Origin of the sequence: Gilvimarinus agarilyticus (assembly GCF_000832015.1) — a bacterium.
Classification (GTDB): domain Bacteria; phylum Pseudomonadota; class Gammaproteobacteria; order Pseudomonadales; family Cellvibrionaceae; genus Gilvimarinus; species Gilvimarinus agarilyticus.
Map to the genome: position 1 here is coordinate 2,721,622 of NZ_JXCJ01000001.1, position 24,766 is coordinate 2,746,387.

Here is a 24,766-nt window from a genome sequence, read left to right on the forward strand (position 1 = left end):
CTCTTGTGAATCTTTACCAACGGGACTCATGGAAAGACTTACCAAGCGCCTCAGCCACGGCTTTATGGGTAACATTACCCCGATGCACATTAACACCACGAGCGAGCCATGGATTGTGCTTAAGCCCGGCCAAACCCTCCGACGCCAGTGCCTGCACGTACGGCAGTGTCGCATGAGACAATGCCAATGTCGACGTTCGCGCCACCGCACTGGGGATATTGGCCACACAATAATGCAGCGTATCGCCGACATGATAGGTGGGATGCTCATGGGTCGTCGGCCGCGACGTGGCAAAACAGCCACCTTGGTCGATGGCCACGTCCACCACCACACTACCCGGCGGCATCGCTAAAATATCGTCGCGCTCAAGCAGGCGCGGCGCACTTGCCCCCGGAATCAACACCGCCCCAATCAGTAAATCGGCGCTACGGGCGAGCCGTGTAATCGTATCGTGGGTGGCAAACAGGCCGGTAATAGCACCGCGAAACAAATCATCGAGTTGACGCAAGCGCGGCAAGGACGCATCCACAACCGTAACCTGCGCCCCCAGGCCCACAGCCATACGCGCAGCATTGTAGCCAACCACACCGCCACCCAAAATAACAACATTGGCCGGGGCGACGCCGGGGACTCCGCCCAGCAAAACCCCGCGGCCGCCATGGGTTGACTCCAGATGGTAACACCCTGCCTGTACTGCGAGCCTGCCCGCGACCTCCGACATAGGTGCCAGCAGGGGCAGCTGCCCCTGCCCTGCGCCAACGGTTTCGTAACCAATCGCTGTGGCCCCGGATTCCAGTAGATGATTGGCTAAATCGGGCACCGCCGCCAAGTGCAAAAAGGTAAATAAGATTTGTCCGGGCCTAAGCTGGTCGCACTCTGAAGCTTGCGGCTCTTTGACTTTAACCACCAGCTCGGCCTGTTTAAATACCGCCTGTGGCGACTCGACCACGGTGGCCCCGGCTTCCTTGTAGTCGTCATCGGCAAAGCCGCTGCCAACACCGCAGCCGGCCTGCACAATAACCTCGTGACCGGCGCGGGTTAACTCTAACACCGCACCAGGGGTAAGGCCTACGCGTAACTCATCGTGCTTTATTTCGGTTGGGACACCCACTCTCATGGCGGCCTCCTTACTCCTGCGTGTCGTCGATAACTGGGTTCAGTATCAGTATAGAACAGGGCAAGCGCCTGTTTATCGTGGCAAGGTCACAAACAGGCCGTACTATTAATGGGTTAAAGCTCGACAGCCTTAATGGTGTTGCAGGTGCTAGAGGCCTTGGCGTCACCAGCGTTAGGGGTAAGCGCGAGAAAATCAAACAGGTTGCGATCGGCCAGTTGCGAGGGGGCAACATTACAAATAGCCGAGAATATCGTCTCTAACCGGCCCGGATGCGACTGCTCCCAGGTATTCAGCATCTCTTTGATCACCTGACGCTGAAGGTTCTCTTGCGAGCCGCACAAATTACACGGGATAATCGGAAAGCCACGTAGCTCGGCAAACGCCGCCAGATCTTTCTCTTTACAGTAGGCCATGGGGCGAATCAACACATTGCGGCCGTTATCGGCCAGCAACTTAGGCGGCATCGCCTTTAACTTGCCACCGTAAAACATATTGAGAAACAAGGTTTCGATGATGTCGTCGCGGTGATGACCAAGCGCGATTTTAGTGGCCCCTATTTCATCGGCAAAACTGTATAAGGTGCCGCGCCGTAAACGCGAACAAAGACCACAGGTGGTTTTCCCCTCCGGCACTAACTCTTTCACAATACTATAGGTGTCTTTTTCGACGATGTGATATTCAACACCCAATGCCTCGAGGTAAGCCGGCAGTACATGCTCAGGAAACCCCGGCTGCTTTTGATCCATATTAACCGCCACCAAATCAAACTTAATAGGCGCGGTCTTTTGTAACCCCAGCAATACATCCAGCATACCGTACGAGTCTTTGCCCCCCGACAAACACACCATCACCTTATCGCCTTCATTGATCATATCGAAGTCGGCAATGGCGGTGCCTACCTGTCGGCGCAAGCGTTTTTGCAGCTTATTAAACTCAAGCTTTTGCTTGCGCTCAGGCGTCACCTTGGGCGCTGACTCAGCCTTGGGCTTACCGGGATACATGGACACCAAATCACTCATACTTAAAACCTACACTATTCACTAAGGCGCTGCTCACCTAACAGCACTAACGCCGACCAAACGCTCGCCTGCGATCTCGGGGCCGCCATTGTACGGATTTTAAACATAAGTGCGAAGCCTTTTGCCGCGAAGCGGCAGCGCTTTGCCGATTTTTCTGTGTCTGCCGCCCGGACGGTTGCCATACCAGCACCCGTACGGCACATGTGGCGGGGGCTAGGAGCATAACAGCGCGATGGCACACGGATTGCTCTAGGGATACAACAAGTACAACACCCGCGTTTTGAGCGCACTGGCACAGGAAAACACCGTGAAGAAGACTTTTTGGCGTGAGCTGTTACAACCGCTTAAAAACCTGAGCCGAAATACGGACAAAACCTACGACGCCGAGCAGAAGCTGACCGCCTGTTTGCCGCAAAACCACCACTGTCTGGAAACTCTCAACCAATGGCTGGCAAACCGTCGGGTGCTCAGTGTTGGCAATCAGCACTGGCAAGGCCAAAGTTTGCTTATGGCGATCGATAGTAGGCGCGACATTTTGTGGCTTGACGATATCTTCCCCCAGCAGGAGCAACTTGGCGAAGGTGTCACCTTGCAAATTAGTCTGCGTCAGGGCTTTGAGCACTGCTATTTTAGCGCGACTGTGATCGCCATCGTCGATAAGCCGGCGGGACGCATGATTGCACTGCATCTACCCCGCGAAATACACCGCGCCCCCAGGCGTCGACAGCGGCGCTTTAATTTACCGGGGCCGGCACTCAATGTCAGGGTTCGGGCATCTGGCAACGAGGCCGAAACCGCTCAAGTGATCAATATTAGTGCCGGCGGCTTGCGCATTACCCTTAATGGTAATCGCCTGACGACCTACCGCCCCGGCACACTGCTGCCGTTTTGCCGCTTTACCCTCGGGCCCGACATTGTTATTAACTGCCGCGCCACGGTAAAAGCGGCTGTGCTCGACAAAACTTCCGGGCGTCGCACTCAAGTTAGCCTGGCTTTCGCCGATATACCTGTAGGGCAGCGACATCAAGTGGATGCCTACCTACACAAGCTAGAGGCGCTGCAGGGGCAAACCCACGTACCCGCCAGCGCTTAACGCATCACCATCGAGTGTTATACGCGCTTTGCAACGCGTTTCGGAGTTAAAGAATGCGCAACAATGGGCATGTTACCGGGCGAGAAGTCCCGGTTCAGGCCGAGCAAGAAATTGTCTCGTCCACGGACACACAGGGAAAAATTGAGTTTTGTAACGACACCTTTTGTGAGATATCGGGCTATCAGCGAGACGAGCTCATCGCTCAGCATCACAATATTCTGCGTCATCCGGACATGCCACCCGAGACTTTTGCCATGCTTTGGCAGGCGCTTAAACAGCGTAAAGCCTGGATGGGCATTATAAAAAACCGCTGTAAAAACGGCGACCATTACTGGGTAAGTGCCTACGTCACCCCGGTTGGTAAACGCGGTAACGTCAGTGGTTATGAATCGGTACGGGTGCAAGCCGACCGCACCGTGATTGGCCGCGCCGAGAGCGCTTACCGACGCTTGCAGGCTGGCAAATCAGCCTGCCCCCCTGTAAAAGCCTTTTACCAACGCAGCCAAACCGGACTATGGGTCGCCCTCGCCCTATTAATGCTCAGCGTAGCCTACTGCGCTGGCAGCCAGCTTGGCTGGTTAAGCTATAGCATCGCCGCCGCGCTCTCAGTGGCCATTGGGCTTGGCGCACAGTGGTGTCATAAACTCACCCTACAGAGTGCATTGGAGCGCGCCCGCGCGAGCCATCACGATCCGGTGGCCGCTTACATTTACACCGGGCGGGCCGATGCAGCAGGTGAGGTCGAGCTCGCCAATCTCGCGTTAACGGCGCGCTTGCGTACCGCCCTGGGGCGCTTTCAGGAGTCCGCCGCGGCACTCAAAGGTCAGGCCGATACCGCTCAAACACAGGCGCACATCACATTTGAACGCATGGCCGAGCAGCAAAACCAAACCGCCAGCGTCGCCCACGCCATGAGCCAAATGTCGCAAGCGGTACAAGAAGTCGCACAAGGGGCCAGCGAAACCTCAAACACCACGGGAGAGGCCATCAAAGAAGTCGAGCGTGGCAATCAAGTGATCAGTCAGGCCAATAGCGCTATTGATGAGCTGTCTTCTACCGTTAAAGCACTTAACCATGTGCTGGCAAGACTCACAGAAGGTAGCGGCAAAATTGCCAGCGTGGCGGATGTCATCCGCGCCGTGGCCGAGCAAACCAACTTACTCGCACTCAATGCCGCCATCGAAGCCGCCCGAGCCGGCGAACAGGGCCGCGGCTTTGCCGTCGTCGCCGATGAAGTACGCACGCTGGCCCAACGTACCCAGCGCTCCACCGAGGATATTCAGGCCATTATTGGCGAGCTTTCCGAAAGCACCCAATTGGCCGGCGATAATATGGCCCAGTGTCAGTCGTTAGTCGATCTCAGTGTCAGCGAGATGGTTAACGTCAGCGATGCGCTCGCAGCCATCACCAGCGCCGTCAGCGCCATCGACTCCCTGTCACACCAAATTGCGGCCGCCGCCGAAGAGCAATCGGCAACCGCCAACGACATCGACAGCAATACCCGCGCGATCACGCAGATTGCCGACGACACCAAAACCGATATCGATGCAGCGAGCCGCGCTAACCGCGAGATGGCCGAGCTTGCCGCCGATCAATTTGATCTGGTGCACCGCTTTGGCTAGTCGCCCCAAAAGCGCGGCCTTTGGCACGGCAAAACTTGCCAAAGGCCGCCAAACCCCGTAGTTTTGGCCGCTTTTATTGGCAGACTCGAGGGGCTTACTGATGGCGCTTAGTAACGATGAAATTTTAGCCGGTGACCGCGCGCACGTTTGGCATCCCTACTCCTCTTTTTTAACGCCCTCACCCACCTATGCGGTACGTAAAGCGCAGGGGGTTACCATCACCCTGGCCGATGGCCGCGAGCTGATCGACGGTATGTCATCCTGGTGGAGTGTGCTGCACGGTTATAATCACCCGATCATGAATGCCGCACTTGTGGCTCAATCAGAGCAAGTGAGCCATGTTATGTTTGGCGGCCTCACCCACGAGCCGGCCGTTACCCTGTGCCAAAAACTGGTCGAGTTAACCCCTCAAGGACTCAATAAAGTTTTTTTATCCGACTCAGGCTCGGTCAGTGTTGAAGTTGCCATGAAGATGGCCCTGCAATATTGGCACTCACAGGGGCGGCCAGAAAAACACCAATTTTTAGCCTTAAAAAAGGGTTATCACGGCGACACCTTTGGCGCCATGAGTGTCTGCGATCCTGTTACGGGCATGCACCATTTGTTTAGCGACAACTTGATGCGCCAGCGCTTTGCCGAACCCCCAAGCAGTGATTTTTACGGGGAATTTAACCCGGCCGATCTCGATAGCGTTAAAGAGCAGCTTGCCGCTCACGATCAGATTGCCGCACTAATACTCGAGCCCATTGTGCAAGGCACTGGCGGTATGCGGTTTTACTCCCCGGAATATTTGCGTCAGGTACGCACGCTATGTGATCAGCATGAGGTGCTGTTAATTGCCGATGAAATCGCCACAGGCTTTGGCCGTACCGGAAAATTATTTGCCTGCGAACACGCTGGCATCAGCCCAGACATTATGTGTTTGGGTAAAACCCTAACCGGCGGTTACATGACATTGGCCGCCACCTTGTGCAACGACAAAATCAGTGACGGTATCTGCCGCGGTGAAGCCGGCGTGTTTATGCATGGCCCGACGTTTATGGGTAACCCGCTGGCCTGTGCAATGGCCAACACCAGTATAGAGTTGCTGCTGCAAAACAACTGGCAACAACAAGTGGCTAATTTAGAATCTGGCTTACGTCAGGGCCTGGCGCCTTGCCGGGAGTTACCTGCGGTGGCCGATGTACGTGTGCTCGGCGGCATTGGTGTGGTGCAATTACACCAGGCGCAAACGCTTGATACGCTGCAACCGCTGTTTGTCGACGAGGGGATTTGGGTGCGCCCGTTTGGCAAATTAGTGTATGTCATGCCGCCTTATGTGATGAGCGCTGATGAGTTAAGCCGCCTCACCCAAGGCATTTACAAAGTGGTGGCTCAGCTCTCTTGATAAACCTAGAGCGCCGGTTCTTTACACAAAAGCACCGACGCTCGCCGCTTTATATCATCGCCTTTAGGCCGACGGCAGAGCGCAGCTTTTCAATTAAAGGCTTGCTGTAACTGCGTGCTTTTGCGGCACCCTGCTGCAGTATCTCTTCAACATCTGCGGGGCGCGCCATAAGGTCTTCGTAGGCTTCACGCGCATCACCGAGCTGATCATTCACCAACTCAAACAACTGCCGCTTAGCTTCGCCCCAGGCGATACCTTCGGCAAACTGAGTGCGCATCTGCTCGGTTTGCTCGGCGCTGGCAAAAGCCTCCCAAATTTGAAACACCGTTGAGGTCTCCGGGTCTTTCGGCTCACCCGGCTCCAACAAGTTAGTTTTGATTTTATTGATGTGCTTTTTCAATTGTTTTTCGGGCAAAAACAAAGGGATGGTGTTGTTGTAGCTTTTGCTCATTTTGCGACCATCCAACCCCTGTAAGACGGCTACTTTATCGTCCACCTGTACCTGCGGCAGTACAAAGTGCTCGCCGTAGTGATGGTTAAACCGCCCGGCAATGTCGCGCGCCATTTCGACGTGCTGGATTTGATCTTTACCTACGGGTACCACATTGGCGTTAAACATAAGAATATCGGCTGCCATCAACACCGGGTAACCATACAGCCCCATGGTGACGCCATAATCCGGATCTTCACCGGCCTCTTCATTGGCCGCCACCGCCGCTTTATACGCGTGCGCCCGATTCATCAGGCCTTTGGCCGCCATGCAGCTTAGCAACCAACACAACTCGGGAATCTCGGGAACGTCCGATTGACGGTAAAACACCGCTTTGTCGGTATCCAGGCCTAAAGCCAGCCAGGTTGCAGCGATCTCGCGACGGGATTGCTCGATGCGGGCAGCGTCGTCGCACTTAATCAGCGCATGATAATCGGCCAAAAAATAAAACGACTGCAGCTCGGGATCACGGCTGGCCGCAATAGCTGGCCGAATGGCACCGACATAATTACCTAAATGAGGCGTTCCGGTGGTGGTAATACCCGTTAAAACACGTTGTTTGCTCATGGAGTTCTCTTTGATTTCGGATCACTTAGCAGCTTTAAAGGGCGCCTATGATACAGGTTCGCTTAACGCCTGTGTAGCGCGGCTAAATCCAGTAATAGCTGCCGATACTGACCACCACCGCGAGACCACTGTAGGCGGGATAGGTCGATACCCGGCGGGCGGGAGGCGAACGGTAACTGAGCAATAATCGCCTCGGCAAATGCCTGGCCATCTGCTTCAAGCTCTCCTTTGACCGGGTAGCAGACCTCAGCACCAAACCACTCAGGGTAAGCCTGCCGGGCCGGTACAATCGGTGTAGCGCCGGCGGCAACCGCCTCGAGTACCGACAGGCCCTGAAAGTCGTGATCAGCACTGGATAACACCACATCACTGTCAGCCAGCAATTGACGGTACTGCCCCGCCGGGAGGAACCCCCACTGCCCCAATGCCTTGGCGTTAGTTAACAAATTGTGGATCGCGGCAAACTCTTGTGGCACGTTACGAAACGACTGGCCGGCCACGTGCAACACAAACGGTAGCTCACCGCCAAAGTGTACAAGCAGACACTCCAAAGCGCGTAACAATAAGGCGGGGTTTTTGTCGTATTCCCAGCGGTGATTCCAAATCAGTTGCGCCCGCTGCTCGATGTTTGCCGAGCGGGCTGGTCGATTAAAACAATCATCTTCAAGCAAAACCGGTATTACTCGTGCGCGCTCACGCATCACGTCAACAAGCCCGCTCGGTACTAAGTCGGGTAAGCGGCGCAGTAACTGCTCGGTTCCGCTAAAAAAAGAGTCGCAGTTAAACGCGGTATTAAACACCAACTGATCGGCGCATAAAGCGCTGTAGAGCGTCACAATTTGTGGCTCTACCGATGCGTGGGCGCGATCACTTTTAGGGTAAGCAAACTGGTTTTCATGAAAATAAAGCGCTGTTGGCAATTGCGCAAGCTCCGGCACCATACCCCGGAGGCTCGATAAATCCACCATACTGGTGGCAATAAGCGCTTGATAGGAATCGCACAGGGTGTCGCGGTGTAAGCCGGCAAAACTTAAGCTGTTGCCGCGAATACGCCAACTAAAGTGCCGCGGCGGCAACGCCAACTGAGTAAATTCAACATCGTTTAGGTAGCGTGCAAGACCTTGCCGCCAGCGTTGGTGACTGGCGGCATCGTAACCCGATAACAGTAAAACCCGGTCACTCAAACGCTCTGGCCTAAACGTAGTGGGCGCCGATAAAACAACTCGAGCACTTGTTTTAAGGCAAAGGCGTCGTCGCTGCCGGCCAATTCGCGAATCGAGTGCATGGCAAAAGTGGGCACGCCGATATCAATGGTACGAACCCCCACCTCGGCGGAGGTAATCGGTCCAATGGTGCTGCCACACTCCATATCCGTGCGCGAGACAAAACTCTGCACCGGAACACCTGCCTCTTGGCACAGTAAGCGAAACATACCGCTGGTTTCACTGTTCGTCGCATAGCGCTGATTGGCATTTACTTTAATAACCGGGCCGGCGTTTAATCGCGGGCCGTGTTGCGCATCGTGCTTGGCCGTGAAGTTGGGGTGTATACCATGTGCATTATCGGCCGATATCATTATCGACCGATCCAGCGTTCGCATACGCTCGCTAACATCCGGAATCATCCGCTGCAAAAACTGATCGAGCATCGGACCTTTTGCGCCACAGGCTGAGGCACTGCCTACTTCTTCGTGATCGTTACACACCAACAGGCGGTGTTGCTTGCCGTCGGATGCCAGCAACGCTTGCAAGCCCACGTAGCAACTGAGCAAATTATCCAGCCGTGCGCTGGCGATAAACTCGCGCTTTAAACCAATAAGCGCTGGAGCCTGCGTGTCGTAAAGGCACAACTCGAAATCGAGTATGTCGCCGGCCGCGAGTGAGGCCGCACCACTTTCTTGTTGGTTCGACAGCTCGGCGGCCAAAAGCCGGGCAAAGTCCGGGGCATCCTCGCTGGCATCGGCCAGCATCAACACCGGCAGAATATCTTGCTGCGGATTAATCGAGCGGTTGCGATTTGCCTCGCGGTCTAAATGAATCGCGAGGCTCGGCACCACGGCGACGGGTGCCTTAAAATCCACCAAACAACTCAGGGGCTCGGAGCTTGCATCTTTATAAGTAACCCGGCCCGCAATAGACAAGTCCCGATCAAACCACGTGTTAAGTAATGCGCCGCCGTACACTTCTACACCAACCTGATGGTAACCGGCACTTTTCACGTCCGCCTGAGGCTTTATCTTTAAACAGGGGCTATCGGTGTGGGCGCCGACCATACGGATGCCGGACTCAGAAAACGGCTCTGATGCGTGTACAAACGCCACAATCGACGAATCGTTACGCGTAACAAAATAGCGCCCCCCTACTTCCAGCTGCCAGTGGTCCGCCTCATACAATCGCTGAAAACCGGCGGCTGTTAATCGCTGGGCCATCTCGGCCGCCGCGTGAAACGGCGTTGGGCTGGCGGCGATAAACTGCAGTAAATCCTGATTAAAATCGTTTTTTACAGTAGCGTTTGTCATTATGAATCCGAGAGTTAGTGTCGAAGTACGTGTGTTAAAAAGCTGGGCCTAGCGACCGCCATTTATTGCGGCTGAGCAGAACGAACCCGCTGGCGCTTTTTCCAGGAAACTTCGTTGCGTAAGTACACGGGCTGCACCTGATCGACGGCCATGGTGCCGCCGGCGGCAAACTGCATAGCGCCAATACGCACTATATCTTGCGCATGTGGGTATACATCCACGTCAAAATCAGCACCTAGTGCGGCTAATGGCTCGTACTGCCAGCCACTGCCGACCCCCGTAAAAGCGGACTCTTGGGATAATAGGCTAACGGCCGCTAGCGGCGCGGTAACGCGATCCGGGTGTATCGCCGTCGGGATTTGCGCGGGGTTTGGGCAATCGTATAGCCCCCAATAAATCTCACCCATCCGGGCGTCGAGGGCACTTAACACCCGTTGAGACGGCGGCAAGGTATCGCTAAAAGCGCGACCATAGGCCATTGCCATCAAGGTAGACACCGGTAATAGCGGTAAGTCGGCACCAAACGCTAACCCCTGTACAACCCCCATGCCAATGCGCAAGCCCGTAAAAGAGCCGGGCCCCGCACCAAAGGCAATAGCGTCAAGGTTGTTAACACTCTCGCCTACCTCTGAAAGGAGTTCAGCCACCATCGGCAATGCTCGCTGAGTATGGCTTTTCGCGGCGAGCTCGAACCTTTCTAGGAGCAGCTCCCCATCACTATAGGCCACAGAGCAGGCATCACTTGAGGTGTCTAGCGCGAGTATTTTAGCCATAAGGGTCATCACAGGAGTACGAATTAGCCACTATTTTGACAGATTGCCCCCTTGAGCCTCAACAACTTAGTATTTTATCGCGGTAAAATAACTTAACGCTGCTTAGCCAGACAAAAAAAGCCCTCACTGTCGCCAGTGAGGGCTTTTTAATCGGCCCTTTTGGGCAGGCTTAGGCCTTTTTAGGCGGGCGGCCGCGACGAGTGGCGGCTTTTTTACGTTTTACCGGTGCTTTGCGAGTACGGGCTTTCGCTTTTACCGGTGTTGCAGAAGCGGCTTTAGGCTTAGCCTTGGTTTTACGCTTGGCTTTTGTCTTAGCTTTTGCTTTGGCGGCTTCTTTCTTTTCTAATGCTTTAATTTTAGCTTTGGCTTTTTTCTCAGCGGCCTTGGCCTTAGCCTGCATTTTCTTGGCCGCCGCCTTCACCTTTTTCGAGTCAGCACTGGCACGAGCCTTTAACCACTTAGCTTCAAACGCCGCTTTGGCTTTGGCCAGATCACTGGATGCAGAGGCGGTCAAGCGCGCTTCGACCTCGGCAATTTTCGCTTTGCTGGTTTCCTGTAAAGATCTTACCGCGGCGAGGGATTTCTCTTTCGCTAACCGGGTCTTTTGTTCGGCTAATTTTACTCTCAGTGTACGGGCTTTATCGGCCGCGCGTGTGGCGGCACTTGAAGCCGCTTTTGCAGAACGCTTATCGCCCGCTTTTGCGCTTTTGCTCGCTTTAGCCCGGGCCGTTTTTGCTTTGGCGCGAGCCGCAGCGAGTTTTTTATTTTGCTCGTCTAATTGCGCCTGGGCCTTATCAACCGCTAGCTGAACTTTAGCCACAGCCGGATCAACCGTTGACTTTACCGCACGCGCAGGGGATTTACGGGTGGTTGTTTTACGTTTAGCCGGCGCTTTTCGAACCGCTTTTTTCGCAACTCTAGCCATGAGATATCTCCCAAATAGTTATTACTCGTACACGTCAAAAACCAATTTTACCTGTGCGCGCAGTAGGCGCATGACAAATACTATTTAAAAAACGCACACTTTGCACGTTTAAGGCTCACTTTTAGCAAAAAACACTCAACAATATAGTCGAAAAGTAATAAAGCGGCAAAAAAGTAACAACCACGGCGTATTTTTTAGTTTTTACGCTAAGCGTTTTTTTAATTTGCTTTACCCTATAAACGCCTGACTCGTTTTAATGTTTTGAAGCGGCGCTCTTAATCCAGCTACTTCACAAACGATATTGGCAAGGCCATCTAGGGTTGGCAAGAATCCAATAATGGCGGTAGATATTATTACGGAGCCTGGTAGCCGCGCGGCAATGTTTTGAAAAAGATAGTTGTAGCAAAGCCACGCACTGGCTTTTCGGTAAAGGGACAGGCAACAACAAAGATAGATACTGCAAAGTATTAAAGGTTAACGATAAGAAAGAGTACGACTAAAAACCTCAGGCAACAAAAAAAGGCCCCGAAGGACCTTTTTAATCTGCTACCCAGTAACGCAGCGAGCGTTAATCAGCCAAAACGGAAAACAGCTGACTGCGAATATTATCGACACTGCCTACGCCCGATACGCGGGTAAAGCTTGGCGCGTCGCCACCCTTGGCCTCGAGCGCTTTATAAAACTCAACCAGCGGCTTGGTTTGCTCGTGATAAACCGACAAACGCTTACGCACGGTCTCCTCTTTATCGTCTTCACGCTGAACCAGAGTTTCCGAGGTTTCATCGTCCAAACCTGGATTTTTAGGTGGGTTGTGCTCGACATGATAAACCCGGCCAGAAGCTTCGTGTACCCGGCGACCGCTAAGACGGCTGACAATCTCTTCGTCGGCCACATCAATCTCAATGACGTGATCGATGTTAATACCGGCTTCAAGCAACGCTTCGGCTTGAGGAATAGTGCGAGGAAACCCATCAAACAAAAAGCCTTTCTCGCAGTCATCTGCGGTTATACGCTCTTTCACCAAAGCGATAATAAGATCATCCGGCACCAAACCGCCGGCGGCCATAATATCTTTGGCCTGCAAGCCCAGTGGCGTACCCGCCTTAACCGCCGCACGCAGCATATCGCCGGTGGAGATTTGCGGAATCCCGAACTTGTCCATGATCATTTTTGCCTGAGTGCCTTTACCTGCACCCGGTGCCCCCAATAATATGACCTTCATTTACAATCACTCCTCAGTATAAATTAGTCGACCTATCTGGCCTGAGCGGGCAGCTGGCGCTTTAAATCACCTTGGTACGACATCGAAGCCGTCCTGTACCGCTATCAAAGTTGCCTAGCCGAGCCACCAAACGATTCTTACCGCTTGTGACCGGTCTGTATCGGAAACCAATTTTGAATAAATATTGTGCAGAAAAAAGGCGTTACGATACACCGCTGCCAACACAATCACAAGACAAGCCCCTTTCCTGCAACATAAGCCATTGTTTCATATAGCCATTGTGGCTATATTAGTAACAGGCCATGGGCGTTAGTCGACCCTTCGGGGAGACAGCACCAGGCTAAAGATATACAGACCAGCGCTTTTATAGTGCCCTGCTATTCACCGATCAAGGCAACGGACGAGGTAACCGATATGAAGCCCAGCGAATTACTAGGCCATTGGGAAAAGACTGCCAGCGGTGAAATGACCCGCTCTGCCTATCATGTAGCTTTACCTCTGGAGGATGCCGCTAAGCTCGAGGCGCTGCAACAAATGTACCCCAAGCGTAGCGTTGAGCAACTGATAGGCGATTTATTAAGCGCCGCACTCTACGAGCTGGAAGAATCTATGCCCTATGTAAAAGGCCAGACTGTAGTCGCCCACGATGAAATGGGGGACGAAATCTATGAAGACACCGGCCCCACCAGCCGCTTTTTAGAGCTTACTCAAAGTAAACTGAAAGAGCTAAAAAAGGCCCAATAAAAGTGCTCAGGCGTCCTTATCGGCGTATTGACCACCCTCTTCATAAATAACTTCACTGACAATCTGTGCCGGCGTCTTGCCACGGCAGTCGATCGTTATATCAGCGTGGCGCTGATACAGCGGCAAACGCTCGGCGTAGATATCAGCCAGCCCATGAGCACTAGGGCTAGCGATTCCACGGGTGGAAAAGTTATCGACCCGAGCCTCGACACCAGCCAGGTCCAGATCGAGAAAAATGACTTGCCCAAGTGACTTAAGCAGCCCCATTGCCGCCTCGCTATACACCACACTACCGCCCGTAGCCACCACATGCCGGTCGCACTGAAGCGAGAGTACCGTGGCTTCTTCAAGCTCTCGTAAATGACCGTAATCGACCTCGTAAACGATGTCTTGCAAGGTTTTTCCGGCGTGGGTCTGAATCAACAAATCAGTGTCAACAAACTCACGTGCTAACTCTTTGGCCAACAAAACACCAACGGTGCTTTTGCCCACTCCAGGCATACCAATCAAAATAATACTTTCACCGTGAACCGTCACATTAACTCCTGTGCTTGGGGTTGAGGCTAGCAGGCTGGAAGCCTGAGTACGTAAGGGGTTTTTCAACAGCCTGCTAGACCTTAAAGTTTCCGACCAATTGGCGCAAGTTATGGGAGAGTGAACTTAGCTCGGCACTGGCCTCTGCCGTTCTGCTGGCGCCGCCTGAAGTATTCATCGCCAGCTCATTAATTTCCACTAAATTCTTATCAATTTCCGCGGTTACGGAGCTTTGCTCTTCGGCGGCTGTAGCAATTTGAATCGCCATATTGGTAATAGCCCCAACCGCCTCACTGATACTGGCTAGGGACTGGCCGCCATCATTAGCCGACTCGACGGCCTCACCGGTCATCTCATTTGCGTGGTCCATCGCCTGCACCGCGCCCTGCACCCCCGTTTGCAGCTTGGCTAACATCTGCTGAATATCTTCCGTGGACTCTTGGGTACGGCTTGCCAAGGTACGCACTTCATCCGCCACCACGGCAAAACCGCGGCCCTGGTCGCCCGCACGGGCGGCCTCAATGGCCGCGTTAAGGGCCAATAAATTAGTTTGCTCGGCCACACCGCGAATAACATCAATCACCGAGGTCACATTTTTTGCCTCTTCTTCAAGCTTACCCATGACGCTGGCGGTGTCGTTGATGCGGGCCGATAACTCTTCAACTCGGGTCACTGCCGTGCGAATTCGCCCCTGACCAATCTCGGTGACATTGCTGGCATTTTTGGCGCTTTCTGCGGTTTCGTTAGTATTTTGCGCCACCTCTTGAATGGCCATAGTGAGTTCATTAACCGCCGTCACCACCATGGTAATAGCGTGACACTGTTCATCGGCGGCCTTTTGGCTACTGCCGGATACCTCCAGCAACAAGTTGGCCGATACGGCCACCTCCTCGGTGTTGCTGCGTATCTGGCTGATCAGTGCTTGCAGCTTATCCATAAAACGGTTCACGTGGCCGACCAGTTCACCCAACTCGTCGTGGCTACTGGCATCGAGCCGAATCGTTAAATCGCCATCACCGTCGGCAATATTATGAATTCTCGCCCCGATGGCTTTTAGCGGCCGTATGACCAGCATCGGTAAAAACAACGCGGCAGCGACAGTAACAATCAGGCAAATAATGGCAATAGCAATCAGCTGCCCCGATATGAGTGTTGCATCGGATTCGATTTGCCGGGTAAATGCATCCACATGGGTTAAACGTCGCTCACCCACGTCGTCCATATAAGTGCGTACGGCCTCAAAGCGACGATAACTTTCTTCAAAGCCTGTCTGCTCGGCCGGATCGATGGCCATGGGGTCTCCCAACCGCGCCTGTTGCAACAGGGCACGACTGTACTGATACCAGCTGTCGTACAGCTGTAAAAACTCGTCTCGCTCAGTCTGGTTACTGGTATTGGAGATATCCAGAGATTCTAAAAAGCGAGACTTCGCTTGAGCCGCGTTTTCTTCAAACTCCGCCTCTAGCGCTGCGGTGGTAACGCCACTCACACCGTTGACAAACATCGTGCGCTCGGCCGTCAGCGCCTGATACAGATCGCGGTCAGCTTGCAACAACAATTGCAGCTCTTGCAGGTTAGTTTTGGCGATGGTGTTAGCATGGGAGGACAGCTGATTCGCCGAGCGCACTGAGTACAGGCTCGAGTACATAAACAGCGCAACCAATAACAGCAGGGGTATGGTGAGCTTCCAGCGAAAACTCATGTTATTGAACCAAGCAAGCATAATGTGTCCCTCTCAACGCCGTGGGCGGCGCACAGCTGCGCCACCTGATTATTATCATATCGGCTGAGGGGGACGGAACTTAAGACTACCCTAAGTTTAATACTCGCTAACGGTGCAGCTTTAGGCTGACCTTAATGACTTTAGCATCCTGCATTTCCAGCACAATAAACTCGACATTGCCCAAGCGCACCCGGTCACCCACCACGGGTTGTTTGTATTTCTTATAAATGTAACGGCCAATGCTCCAGTTAACCATATCCTCAGGCACATCAAAGTTATACAGCATACCCAAGTCGGCCAACTTAGCTCTCGCGGTAAATACAAACTCGCCGAAAAATGCCTGAGCATTAAGCCGGTCGGGCTCATGCTCACCCACCAACACTTTATCCAAAGCTTTTAGGGCGTCGGGGCGAGCCAGTAAATATACATGATCCCCCGCCAGTAACGTTGGAGTCTTTTTTAAGGGCACCGGCTCTTCATCGCGCATAATACAAAGCAGCTGGGTTTGGTCCGGCAGCGGCAAGTTATTGGAGTCCATTTTTAACGAGGGGGAATCTTGCGACAGTTTATAGCCCACAAACTCATACCCGGCCTGCCCCGGCACACCTAACTCAACCCGCTGCACGCGGGCTGAGCTGGTCGGTACATCCAACTTTAACCAACGGGCCAAAGGCGCCACCGTCCAGCCTTGCAGCACCAAGGAGATTAAGACAATAAAAAAGGCAATATTAAAAAAGAAAGGCCAGTGCTCAAGCCCCGCCAGCCACGGGAACATCGCCAACACAATGGGCACGGCGCCCCGCAAGCCCACCCAGGATATAAACAAAGTCTCGCGCCAGGAGAACTGGAACGGCAAGAGCGAGAGCGAGACGGCTAACGGCCGCGCCACAAAAATTAAAAACAGCCCCACCAACAGCGCACTCGAGGCATAAGTGACCAGCTCACTGGGCGTAACCAGCAGCCCCAGCATCAGAAACAGGCTAATTTGCGCAAGCCAGGCGATACCATCGTGAAAGCGTTGAATGTTATACAAGCCTTTGGATACACGGTTGCCAACCATCAGGCCGCCAAGGTATACCGCCAGAAAGCCACTTGAATGCAGTACCGCCGCGACGCCAAAAATCGAGATACCGCCAAACAAGGCCAACAGCGGATAAAGCCCGGGGCTCAGGGCCAGCTTGGTGACACCCCACGCCAACACCCGGCCGCCCGCAAGCCCAACGGCCGCACCAACGCCCATTTGCCAAAGAAAGGCTAAGAGCATAGAGGCGTGGAAACCGGTTTCCCCTAAGCGAATAAACTCCACCACGGTTATGGTGAGGAAGATAGCCATAGGGTCGTTGAGGCCAGACTCTATCTCGAGGGTTGCGCCCACCCGGGACTTGAGCGCCAAGCCTTGCATATTAAGCACCGAGAACACGGCGGCGGCATCGGTAGAGCCGACAATGGCGCCAATTAGCATCCCCTCGACCCACGGTAAATCCAGCATCCAGGCGGCAAATGCGCCGCAAATGGCAGCCGTGACAACGACGCCAAATGACGCCAGCACCAGAGCCGGCCGCAGCCCCACCCTAAAGTTGGTGATATCGGTGCGTAAGCCGCCATCAAACAGAATCACGGCAAGAGCGATCGTCCCTAAAAAGAGCGCGGACTGCACGTCGTCGTAGGCAATTTGCCCAATACCGTCTTCGCCTCCGAGCATGCCCACCAGCAAAAACACCAACAATAGCGGCATCCCCACTCGCGGAGAGAGAGCGCTGGCCAATATGCTGATCAAAAACAGAACAGCACCTAGTAATATCAACTGATTAAGTACATCCATAAACGTAATAATACACCAGCTTGACAAGCTTAAAGCGCGCGCGCCGAAAATATTTAACTGGTGAGCGCAGCCAGCGCAACCCGATAATTCCTGTTATCATGCATGCTATTCTAACGCCCAGAACAAGTTGTTATACATGCTCAGTAAAGACGCTATTTCTCAGCTTTCGCAGTTAAAGTCATCCATCGTCGCCGACAAGATCTACGCAGAGGGCCTGGTACGGCCTACCGCCAAACGATTTGGCTTTGTCCGGCTGGATGATGGCCGTGACGCTTTTTTAAATCCCGATCAGATGTTGCGCGTACTGCCGGGTGATCGCGTTAAAATCAGCCTGACTGAAAACAGCAAAAAACAGCTCGAAGCAACTTTAGAGAGTTTGCTTGAAACACCCCTTAAGCGATTTGTCGGTCGCTATGTACGCAAGGGCCCTGCGCATTTTGTCGAGCCCGATTTACCGCCCTTTAACCGCTGGTTATTTATTCCGCCGCAAGAGCGCACCAACTGCGCCGAAGGTGACTTAGTCGCCTGCGAGCTGGTAAGGCACCCGTTTAAGCACGACGGTAAAGCGCAGATTCGCGTCATCAACCGTATTGGCCGCCCCGACGAAATTGGCATTGAGGGTCGCTATATTGCCGCCAAGTTCGACTTGCCCAGCGAGTGGAGCGAGGCGACCCAAGAGCAAACCCAAAGCATCAACATCGAGAGCCTCACCGATAGTGAGCGCACCGATTTAACCGCACTGCCACTGGTCACCATCGATTCGGAATTTACCCGGGATATGGACGATGCGGTATACGCCGAACGCGACGGTGACGGCTGGCAACTCACCACCGCCATTGCCGATCCAAGTGCGTTTATTCAATACGATTCAGCACTCGACCAAACCGCGCGCACTCGAGGCAGCACCCTCTACTTGTTGGGCTACCCAATTACTATGCTGCCTACCGAGCTGTCGCACGACACCTTTTCGCTTATTCCCGATGAGGTAAGGCCGGCACTCGCGTGTACGCTAAGCATTAATGCACAGGGCGAGATTACGGAGTACCACTTTCAGCAAGCGTTAATTAAGTCGCACCATAAGCTTAACTACCAAGCGGTAAGCGATTTACTCGAGGGCAAAGCTGAGGGAGACGACAGCTACGCCACCCTGCCCGAAGCTGTGCGTCACAGCTTGGCGGCCCTACAAGAGTGCGCTAACGCCCGTTTAGAATACCGCCGCGAGCACGCATTGGTGATGGAAGACCGGGCCGATTACCAATATTGGCTCAACGAGCAAAAGAAAATTGACCGCATTGAAAAACGCCACAGAAACAGTGCGCAAAAAATTGTCGAGGAAGCAATGTTGGCCACCAACATCTGTGCCGGGCGCCTGTTCAAACAAAACCCCAACACCGGGCTTTACTCCGGGCACATTGGCTTTCGCCCCGAGCGCCTTGACGATGCGAAACAGCTTGCCGCCGAACATTTGCCCGAGTTAGCCGAATCAGACCTATCTCAGCTCGATAATTTTCAGGCGCTGTTTAAGCACCTGCGCAACAATGCAGCGCAAAACCCCGATCTGAATGTGCTGCTCTCTTTATTGCAGCGTTTGCAACAAGCCGGCAGCTTAAGCGCCGAGCACCAAAGTCATTTTGGCTTAGGATTTGACGCCTATGCTACGGTCACCTCGCCCATTCGCCGCTATCAAGATTTATTTAATCATTACGCGCTCAAGGCGATTCTTAATGGCAGTAAGCCACCTGTCGAACCTGCTGAGCTTGCCGAGCAGCAGCAACAGATTTTGGTGCGTGGTCGTCAAGCTAGCAGACAACTAGAGCATTGGCTTTTGTGCCAGTATTTATCAGAACAGCAAGTAGGCACGGTGCATTTTGGCACGGTTACCGGGGTAAGCCCCAATGGTATTAATGTCCGGCTGAACGACATCGGCTGTGATGGCTTTGTACAGCTATCAGAAAAGGGCAAGCCCCGCCCGAAATTTGACAGCCGGCGCTTACAGTTAACCACTGAAGCTAAAACTTATACGTTAGACGAGACCGTCGCCGTTAAAATATCCGCGGTCGATGTCGCGGCCCGACGCATCAGTTTAGAGCTGGTTGATCAAGCCGTTGCCGAGCGCTTACAGGCGTTTGAGGCCGACCAGTAACTCTGTTGGCGCGCCTGCGCAAGAGACGAATCAATGACCCAGTATTGGCTGTTTAAATCGGAGCCAGATTGTTTTAGCATCGATGATCTGGCGCAGCAGAGCGCGCAAACAGCCCGCTGGGATGGCGTCCGTAACTTTCAGGCGCGTAATTTTTTGCGCGATAACGTCACGCTTGGCAACTGGGTGTTTTTCTATCATAGTCGCTGCAAAGCCATTGGCGTTGTTGGTATTGCAGAAGTAACGCGCGCGGCCTACCCGGATCCACAACAGTTTGATCCACAAAGCCCCTACTTTGATCCCAAATCCGATTCAGACAATCCGCGCTGGTTTTGCGTCGACATAACCCTTAAGCGAAAATTCTCACACATGGTCTCCCTCGAGCAAATAAAACAGATTCAGGCACTCGACGACATGATGCTGCGCAAGCAAGGCCGGCTATCGATACAGCCAGTCAGTGTTCACGAATGGCAGATTATTAATCAGCTGGCTACATAACCCGCCATACAGAGCAAAAAAATGCCAGCAACCGCCGGCATTTTTACAGTCGTAGCGGTTAGGGCTCAGGGTTCCAGCCCACACCATTGTTGTAATCGGCAAAGACTGACGCCCGATCCAGATACGCCGCTGCCTCACCGTCCGATAACAGATAACCTGACTCACGGTTGGACAAATCCAGTGGGTTACCGCTTAGATCGGTACTACCAAATTCCTTCCAACCCGATTGAGCATCCGCCACCGTTGGGTTAGGTGCCGGTTGGCTGTTTACGCCCTCACCCGCCCAACCAATATCGGCAATATGAGTATCCATCTGACAGTTAATAAACGTCACGTTGTCGTAGTTTTCGGCTTTACCGCCGCTGCGGGCCAAGTAGCTAGTGCCATCGGCAATTACATTACCAGTGGGGCCGGCGCGGCGGGTTAAACGTGAGTTTAAAAACACAAAGCCTGGGTCTGTGATGTTTTCAGTGCGAGCCTGCAAAATATAACCATCACTAGAGCCTTTGGAATCACCCAACGAACGAATTTCACTCTCTTCGAACAGCGACGCCACACTGTAACCCCAGATAAAGTCGACGTTACCGGCCACCAATGTGTTGTAAAACCAGGTGTAGCCTTTCAGCAGAAGCGTATCTTGCTCACTGATAAACGAGGAGTTTTTAGCAATTAAGCGATAGCTGCTGTTAAAATAAATCGTCTCAGCTTGGTTCGAGGCGTTATCCACACGAATATGATCATTTTTAAGAGTAATGCCATCTAGCACCAGATTATCGACCCCCTCAACCAAAAATACGCTGCGCCCGCCGGCGGGCGTACCCGGCCCCGGTGCCGCGCTTGAACCCGAACCGCCATTAAGAGACTCGTAGTTATCGTAATGAATAACTACTTTATCAGCCCCCTCGCCGCGCAAGGTTACATTGTTTTTATCACGTAAAAACAACATCTCATGATAGTCACCGGCGTTAATAGTAATCATCGCCTCATCATCCTTCGCCACACTAGACATCATATAGTTTAATGCCCCCTGTACCGTGCGAAAGTCCGCCGCGCCATCGTCATCAACGCTAACCTCGTTACCGGTAGGTGCCGCCGCTTGAGTGCTAAAACTCCAGTTGGCGTTATCACCCAGACCAGCAAAGGCAACGCCGTTTAGCTCGGCCCCGGTCACCACACCATCGCCGATGGCGACGTAATAATCAGTGCCGTACTCCAGCAAGCCATTGTGAGGTTTTATGTGTAAAGTGTTGCCGTCGACGGTAAACGGGGCGTAGTACACGCTGCGTACACGCTCTTGCCCGGCATAACCAATCGTATCGACTTCGATACCCAGCTTAATAACGTCGACCAGGGTATTATCGCTAGCGCGAAAAATACGTACTGAGCCAATATCCCCCAGGGTTGGGGTATCATCAAAGGTAATAGCCAACGCGTCGTCGATGTGAACGTCCGTGGCGCCACTGGCCGGGTACAATGTACCGTCCAAATTACCGTAGTCGGTGCTTGGCATGGTAAAGCCTTCAGCAACGGCGACATCGATACTGCGCACAATGCTCGGGTCCGCCCCACTGGTGAAGCTTACGGTTGCATCACCTTTTGTCAGTGGCGTAAGGGACACTTGAGCGCCCTCTATATCCACGGCTACGACTGCCGGGTCTGAGGATTCAACGGTGAAAGTGTCCGCCGTTACCCCGTCATCCTGCAGCGCCGCTACGGTTACCACTAAAGGTGCGCTACCCGCCTCGACCTCCCAGCTAGGATCGGCATAATCCAGGGTTAGCTGCACAGGCTTAACAGCCGGGTCGCCCACTTTAATATCGTCAATCTCAAACGAGCGGTTGTATGTATAAAGCCCTATCAGCCCCTTGTCGGCGTAGTCGGCATCCTGTGTTGTACCAAGCTGCTCACCATTTAGGTAAACCGATAAGCTCTCGCCAATCATCTCAAAGCGCACCGTGTACCACACACCATCGGTCTCGCCTGCCTCGCCGAGCAAAATAGGTTTGCCCGCTTGCACTGGACGTGAGATAGCACCGTCGACACTTTTGGCGACCTCTACCTTGGTACTGCTCGACGAATTTTGCACATTTAAGCCACCGGCGTGCCAGTCACCCGGGCTTTGATAGCGCGCCATCATGTACAAAAACTTGCTGGCGGTATTGCTGTTTTGCCTCGGCCGAATGCGCGCCTCGACAAAGTAATCAGCGCTTGGCACATCGGCAAACGCCTCGGGGGTGACCAACAATAGCTCACCATCGACTTTATTAGGGCCGGCAGTGGCGGCCGTGTAGCGCAGAACGTTATTGCCGTTATCGTCCAAAATATCAAACGTACCGGTCGCACCACTGGTGTTATCCGGGCTGGCCAATACATCCCAATTAGTCAGCTCACCACTGGCAAAATCATCACAAAAATACAAACCGGTTTCCGGGCACACAAAAGGCCCACCTACCGGTACTTCCGGTTCGGGTTCGGGTTCGGGAGTTTGCCCAGAGCCATTCTCACCTGGAATATTAATAACGATAGGATCGTCATCGTCACTGTCGCTGCCACAACCGGCAAGTACACTCATTAGCACTGCTGCCGACAAGAGATAGCCTGTTTTCATCACACCTTCCTTATTATTAATTATCTTTAGCGCTACGCACCTAATGCTTCTCAGGGCTTTACAACCCCAACCAACCTTACCAATAATATTATTGGCCCGACCAACCTTAACACCATCACATTACCAAACTCAATAGTATGATATTTAAAAAACCGAGACCCTAGCACCACGGAGCCTGTCCTACAATTAACAAAGTTTCTTGTAAAACCTACATAATCAGTAAGTTACAGCGATTAATTATTAAACAATCACAGGTGATTTCAGCACTTTTTGTGAACTACTCGGCGTAACAGCCAAGAATTTTACTGACTGGCCGACCTTTTGCTCCTACCCCTCCACTTAACCTTCATTTACCGTGAGAAACTTTCTATAGGAGCATCACAAAATGGCCTTACCACTTAAAGTCACCCACCTCACAATCGCTGTATGCGCTTTTTCTCTTGCCAGTGCGGCATACGCCGATCGCGGTGCAGCGCTAAAAGACACCTACATTAGCTACAACCACTCCGGGCTCCAGTACCTGGAGCAGGACCTGGATGACTACGACTGCAACCAAGACGGCCTGCGTGCTTACGGCAATGTGGATATTGACGGCAACTGGTATGGGCTAGGCTCAGTGACCGACGTCAGCGGTAACAAGGGTTGTGGCTCAACGACTTTGTCGGCAGGTGCTGGTTACCGCACCGCATTTAGCCCAAGCTTTGATTTATACGGCACCCTGAGCGTCGAGCACACCTCACCCGATCACGGTGACAGTGATACCGGATTAATTGCCTCCGCGGGCTTACGTGGGATTGTGTACAACAATATCGAAGGTAAGGCCGAAGTCGCCCACCACACCGCTTTTAATGACACCACGGCTCTAAACTTAGGCGCTAATTATTGGTTCACCCAAACGATCGCCGCCACCCTGGATACCTCGTTAACCGATGAGGGCAACTCCATTGCCGCCGGTGCGCGAATGAACTTCTAACGCCCTTAAAGGCAGAGCCAGCACGCTCTGCCTGCTTTATTTTGATAGACACGTTACAATCGCCTTTTTTGCTTAAAGGCGATTTGTTATGGCGCATATTGGCCGCTACGCGACCCTCCCCATCGTTAAGCTGGTAGATTTTGGGGCTTATCTCGATGCTGGAGAGCTGGATACTGTCTTACTCCCCAAGCGATACCTCACCGACAAAATGACCATTGGCAGTGAGATCGATGTATTTTTATATCTCGATTCCAACGACATCCCCGTCGCCACCACCATTCGGCCTTTTACACAGGTCGGTGAGACCACGCTACTTAAAGTGGTCGACGTTAATGATGCCGGTGCATTTTTAGACTGGGGCCTGCCTAAGCATTTACTGGTACCGTTTAAAGAGCAGCACAAACGCTTTGAAGTCGGACAATCTTACGTGGTCACCCTATACCTCGACCCTTACTCGCAACGCATTGTTGGCTCCTCTCGACTTAGCCGACATCTTGACGAAGATGGCCGCCAGCTAAGAGTGGGAGGCAAAGTCGATTTGTTGATATGCGGCAAAAGCGATATGGGATTTAAAGCGGTTATTAACCAACGCTACTTAGGCTTGGTGTTTCGCGACGATGCCTTTAAACCATTGCGCTACGGCCAACAAACCGATGGTTACATCAAAGGTATTCGCCCCGACGGAAAAATTGATCTGTCATTACAGCCGCTGGGTGATAAAGGCCGTGACCGCTTACAACAAAAAATTCTAGATCATCTGTCTCAGGTGGGCGGTCGCTCACCATTAAATGACAGGGCCGACCCTGCGGACATCGTAAAACAGTTTGGCGTCAGTAAGGGAGCCTATAAAAAAGCCTTGGGCGCACTCTATAAGCAACGTGTTATTACCATTGGACCAGATGACATTAGTTTAAATAAAAACTAATCAATGACCTTGCGCCGAGCGATTACGCTAGGCGCTGTTATCATTGCAACTCCCCTTTACAATAAA

The 24,766-nt window shown here is 53.0% G+C and carries 20 protein-coding genes; 8 read left to right on the plus strand and 12 right to left on the minus strand.

Translation table 11 applies throughout. The features are described 5' to 3' along the window. Positions 1 to 13: 13 nt before the first annotated feature. Both ald and ttcA read right to left on the minus strand, forming a co-directional pair. Positions 14 to 1,117 (minus strand): alanine dehydrogenase, encoded by a 1,104-nt coding sequence (gene ald / locus SD69_RS11690; RefSeq protein ID WP_041523362.1) that lies wholly within the window; start codon positions 1,115 to 1,117, stop codon positions 14 to 16. A 113-nt stretch (positions 1,118 to 1,230) separates the two neighbouring features. Beyond that, positions 1,231 to 2,118 (minus strand): tRNA 2-thiocytidine(32) synthetase TtcA, encoded by an 888-nt coding sequence (gene ttcA / locus SD69_RS11695; protein WP_052481383.1) that lies wholly within the window; start codon positions 2,116 to 2,118, stop codon positions 1,231 to 1,233. 325 nt (positions 2,119 to 2,443) lie between these two features. Between ttcA and SD69_RS11700 the strand changes: the two genes are divergently transcribed. From SD69_RS11700 to bioA, 3 genes are all read left to right on the plus strand, one after another. Next, a complete protein-coding gene (locus SD69_RS11700; protein WP_041523363.1) occupies positions 2,444 to 3,229 on the plus strand; it encodes a PilZ domain-containing protein in 786 nt (261 codons plus the stop codon). Between the two features lie 53 nt (positions 3,230 to 3,282). Further along, entirely contained in the window at positions 3,283 to 4,851 is a 1,569-nt protein-coding gene (locus SD69_RS11705; RefSeq protein WP_041523364.1) for a methyl-accepting chemotaxis protein, read from the plus strand. A gap of 100 nt (positions 4,852 to 4,951) precedes the next feature. Beyond that, positions 4,952 to 6,238 carry an adenosylmethionine--8-amino-7-oxononanoate transaminase gene (gene bioA, locus SD69_RS11710; protein WP_041523365.1) on the plus strand — a complete coding sequence of 429 codons (1,287 nt, stop codon included), beginning with the start codon at positions 4,952 to 4,954 and terminating at the stop codon, positions 6,236 to 6,238. Between the two features lie 49 nt (positions 6,239 to 6,287). Here the strand turns inward: bioA and SD69_RS11715 are convergent, their stop codons facing one another. The 6 genes from SD69_RS11715 to adk form a co-directional block, all read right to left on the minus strand. Then, the gene (locus SD69_RS11715; protein WP_041523366.1) at positions 6,288 to 7,295 is read right to left on the minus strand and encodes a tryptophan--tRNA ligase; all 1,008 of its coding nucleotides are present in this window, start codon (positions 7,293 to 7,295) and stop codon (positions 6,288 to 6,290) included. A 62-nt stretch (positions 7,296 to 7,357) separates the two neighbouring features. Continuing rightward, a complete protein-coding gene (locus SD69_RS11720) occupies positions 7,358 to 8,479 on the minus strand; it encodes a tRNA-queuosine alpha-mannosyltransferase domain-containing protein (protein WP_041523367.1) in 1,122 nt (373 codons plus the stop codon). Then, entirely contained in the window at positions 8,476 to 9,813 is a 1,338-nt protein-coding gene (locus SD69_RS11725; RefSeq protein ID WP_041523368.1) for a M18 family aminopeptidase, read from the minus strand. The genes SD69_RS11720 and SD69_RS11725 overlap by 4 nt, the downstream gene beginning before the upstream one ends. A gap of 62 nt (positions 9,814 to 9,875) precedes the next feature. Continuing rightward, positions 9,876 to 10,586, minus strand: a complete 711-nt coding sequence (tsaB, locus tag SD69_RS11730; protein ID WP_052481384.1) for a tRNA (adenosine(37)-N6)-threonylcarbamoyltransferase complex dimerization subunit type 1 TsaB — start codon at positions 10,584 to 10,586, stop codon at positions 9,876 to 9,878. Between the two features lie 169 nt (positions 10,587 to 10,755). After that, positions 10,756 to 11,511, minus strand: coding sequence for a hypothetical protein (locus tag SD69_RS11735; protein ID WP_084591557.1), 756 nt, complete (start codon positions 11,509 to 11,511; stop codon positions 10,756 to 10,758). Positions 11,512 to 12,079: 568 nt separating this feature from the next. Beyond that, the gene (gene adk, locus SD69_RS11740) at positions 12,080 to 12,733 is read right to left on the minus strand and encodes an adenylate kinase (RefSeq protein WP_041523370.1); all 654 of its coding nucleotides are present in this window, start codon (positions 12,731 to 12,733) and stop codon (positions 12,080 to 12,082) included. 414 nt (positions 12,734 to 13,147) lie between these two features. Here adk and SD69_RS11745 point away from each other — a divergent pair, with 414 nt between their 5' ends. After that, on the plus strand, positions 13,148 to 13,477 hold the full coding sequence (locus tag SD69_RS11745) for a hypothetical protein (protein WP_041523371.1): 330 nt from the start codon (positions 13,148 to 13,150) through the stop codon (positions 13,475 to 13,477). A 6-nt stretch (positions 13,478 to 13,483) separates the two neighbouring features. On the opposite strand, the gene SD69_RS11750 is transcribed toward SD69_RS11745, so the two are convergent. The 3 genes from SD69_RS11750 to SD69_RS11760 all read right to left on the minus strand — a co-directional run bounded on the left by SD69_RS11750 (position 13,484) and on the right by SD69_RS11760 (position 17,556). Beyond that, positions 13,484 to 14,014 (minus strand): shikimate kinase, encoded by a 531-nt coding sequence (locus tag SD69_RS11750; RefSeq protein ID WP_232301184.1) that lies wholly within the window; start codon positions 14,012 to 14,014, stop codon positions 13,484 to 13,486. A 73-nt stretch (positions 14,015 to 14,087) separates the two neighbouring features. Beyond that, complete coding sequence (locus tag SD69_RS11755; RefSeq protein WP_232301185.1) at positions 14,088 to 15,713, minus strand: methyl-accepting chemotaxis protein; 1,626 nt, start codon at positions 15,711 to 15,713, stop codon at positions 14,088 to 14,090. Positions 15,714 to 15,840: 127 nt separating this feature from the next. Continuing rightward, the gene (locus SD69_RS11760; RefSeq protein WP_041523373.1) at positions 15,841 to 17,556 is read right to left on the minus strand and encodes a potassium/proton antiporter; all 1,716 of its coding nucleotides are present in this window, start codon (positions 17,554 to 17,556) and stop codon (positions 15,841 to 15,843) included. Between the two features lie 136 nt (positions 17,557 to 17,692). Here SD69_RS11760 and SD69_RS11765 point away from each other — a divergent pair, with 136 nt between their 5' ends. Both SD69_RS11765 and SD69_RS11770 read left to right on the plus strand, forming a co-directional pair. Next, the gene (locus SD69_RS11765) at positions 17,693 to 19,699 is read left to right on the plus strand and encodes a VacB/RNase II family 3'-5' exoribonuclease (RefSeq protein WP_041523374.1); all 2,007 of its coding nucleotides are present in this window, start codon (positions 17,693 to 17,695) and stop codon (positions 19,697 to 19,699) included. 33 nt (positions 19,700 to 19,732) lie between these two features. After that, on the plus strand, positions 19,733 to 20,194 hold the full coding sequence (locus SD69_RS11770; RefSeq protein WP_041523375.1) for an EVE domain-containing protein: 462 nt from the start codon (positions 19,733 to 19,735) through the stop codon (positions 20,192 to 20,194). Positions 20,195 to 20,252: 58 nt separating this feature from the next. On the opposite strand, the gene SD69_RS11775 is transcribed toward SD69_RS11770, so the two are convergent. Next, positions 20,253 to 22,802, minus strand: coding sequence for a pectinesterase family protein (locus SD69_RS11775; protein ID WP_052481110.1), 2,550 nt, complete (start codon positions 22,800 to 22,802; stop codon positions 20,253 to 20,255). A gap of 385 nt (positions 22,803 to 23,187) precedes the next feature. On the opposite strand from SD69_RS11775, the gene SD69_RS11780 reads away from it, so the two are divergent. Together SD69_RS11780 and SD69_RS11785 are read left to right on the plus strand one after the other, a co-directional pair. Beyond that, positions 23,188 to 23,775 carry a hypothetical protein gene (locus tag SD69_RS11780; RefSeq protein WP_052481111.1) on the plus strand — a complete coding sequence of 196 codons (588 nt, stop codon included), beginning with the start codon at positions 23,188 to 23,190 and terminating at the stop codon, positions 23,773 to 23,775. Positions 23,776 to 23,863: 88 nt separating this feature from the next. After that, entirely contained in the window at positions 23,864 to 24,700 is an 837-nt protein-coding gene (locus SD69_RS11785) for a CvfB family protein (protein ID WP_041523376.1), read from the plus strand. Positions 24,701 to 24,766 lie beyond the last annotated feature (66 nt).

Coding starts and splice junctions, on each gene's coding strand:
- SD69_RS11705 (WP_041523364.1), top strand. CDS start 3,283: ATGCGCAACAATGGGCATGTTACCGGGCGAGAAGTCCCGGTTCAGGCC.
- SD69_RS11755 (WP_232301185.1), bottom strand. CDS start 15,713: ATGAGTTTTCGCTGGAAGCTCACCATACCCCTGCTGTTATTGGTTGCG.
- SD69_RS11785 (WP_041523376.1), top strand. CDS start 23,864: ATGGCGCATATTGGCCGCTACGCGACCCTCCCCATCGTTAAGCTGGTA.
- tsaB (WP_052481384.1), bottom strand. CDS start 10,586: ATGGCTAAAATACTCGCGCTAGACACCTCAAGTGATGCCTGCTCTGTG.
- SD69_RS11745 (WP_041523371.1), top strand. CDS start 13,148: ATGAAGCCCAGCGAATTACTAGGCCATTGGGAAAAGACTGCCAGCGGT.
- bioA (WP_041523365.1), top strand. CDS start 4,952: ATGGCGCTTAGTAACGATGAAATTTTAGCCGGTGACCGCGCGCACGTT.
- ald (WP_041523362.1), bottom strand. CDS start 1,117: ATGAGAGTGGGTGTCCCAACCGAAATAAAGCACGATGAGTTACGCGTA.
- SD69_RS11735 (WP_084591557.1), bottom strand. CDS start 11,511: ATGGCTAGAGTTGCGAAAAAAGCGGTTCGAAAAGCGCCGGCTAAACGT.
- SD69_RS11760 (WP_041523373.1), bottom strand. CDS start 17,556: ATGGATGTACTTAATCAGTTGATATTACTAGGTGCTGTTCTGTTTTTG.
- SD69_RS11780 (WP_052481111.1), top strand. CDS start 23,188: ATGGCCTTACCACTTAAAGTCACCCACCTCACAATCGCTGTATGCGCT.
- SD69_RS11770 (WP_041523375.1), top strand. CDS start 19,733: ATGACCCAGTATTGGCTGTTTAAATCGGAGCCAGATTGTTTTAGCATC.
- ttcA (WP_052481383.1), bottom strand. CDS start 2,118: ATGTATCCCGGTAAGCCCAAGGCTGAGTCAGCGCCCAAGGTGACGCCT.
- SD69_RS11725 (WP_041523368.1), bottom strand. CDS start 9,813: ATGACAAACGCTACTGTAAAAAACGATTTTAATCAGGATTTACTGCAG.
- SD69_RS11715 (WP_041523366.1), bottom strand. CDS start 7,295: ATGAGCAAACAACGTGTTTTAACGGGTATTACCACCACCGGAACGCCT.
- SD69_RS11765 (WP_041523374.1), top strand. CDS start 17,693: ATGCTCAGTAAAGACGCTATTTCTCAGCTTTCGCAGTTAAAGTCATCC.
- adk (WP_041523370.1), bottom strand. CDS start 12,733: ATGAAGGTCATATTATTGGGGGCACCGGGTGCAGGTAAAGGCACTCAG.
- SD69_RS11775 (WP_052481110.1), bottom strand. CDS start 22,802: ATGAAAACAGGCTATCTCTTGTCGGCAGCAGTGCTAATGAGTGTACTT.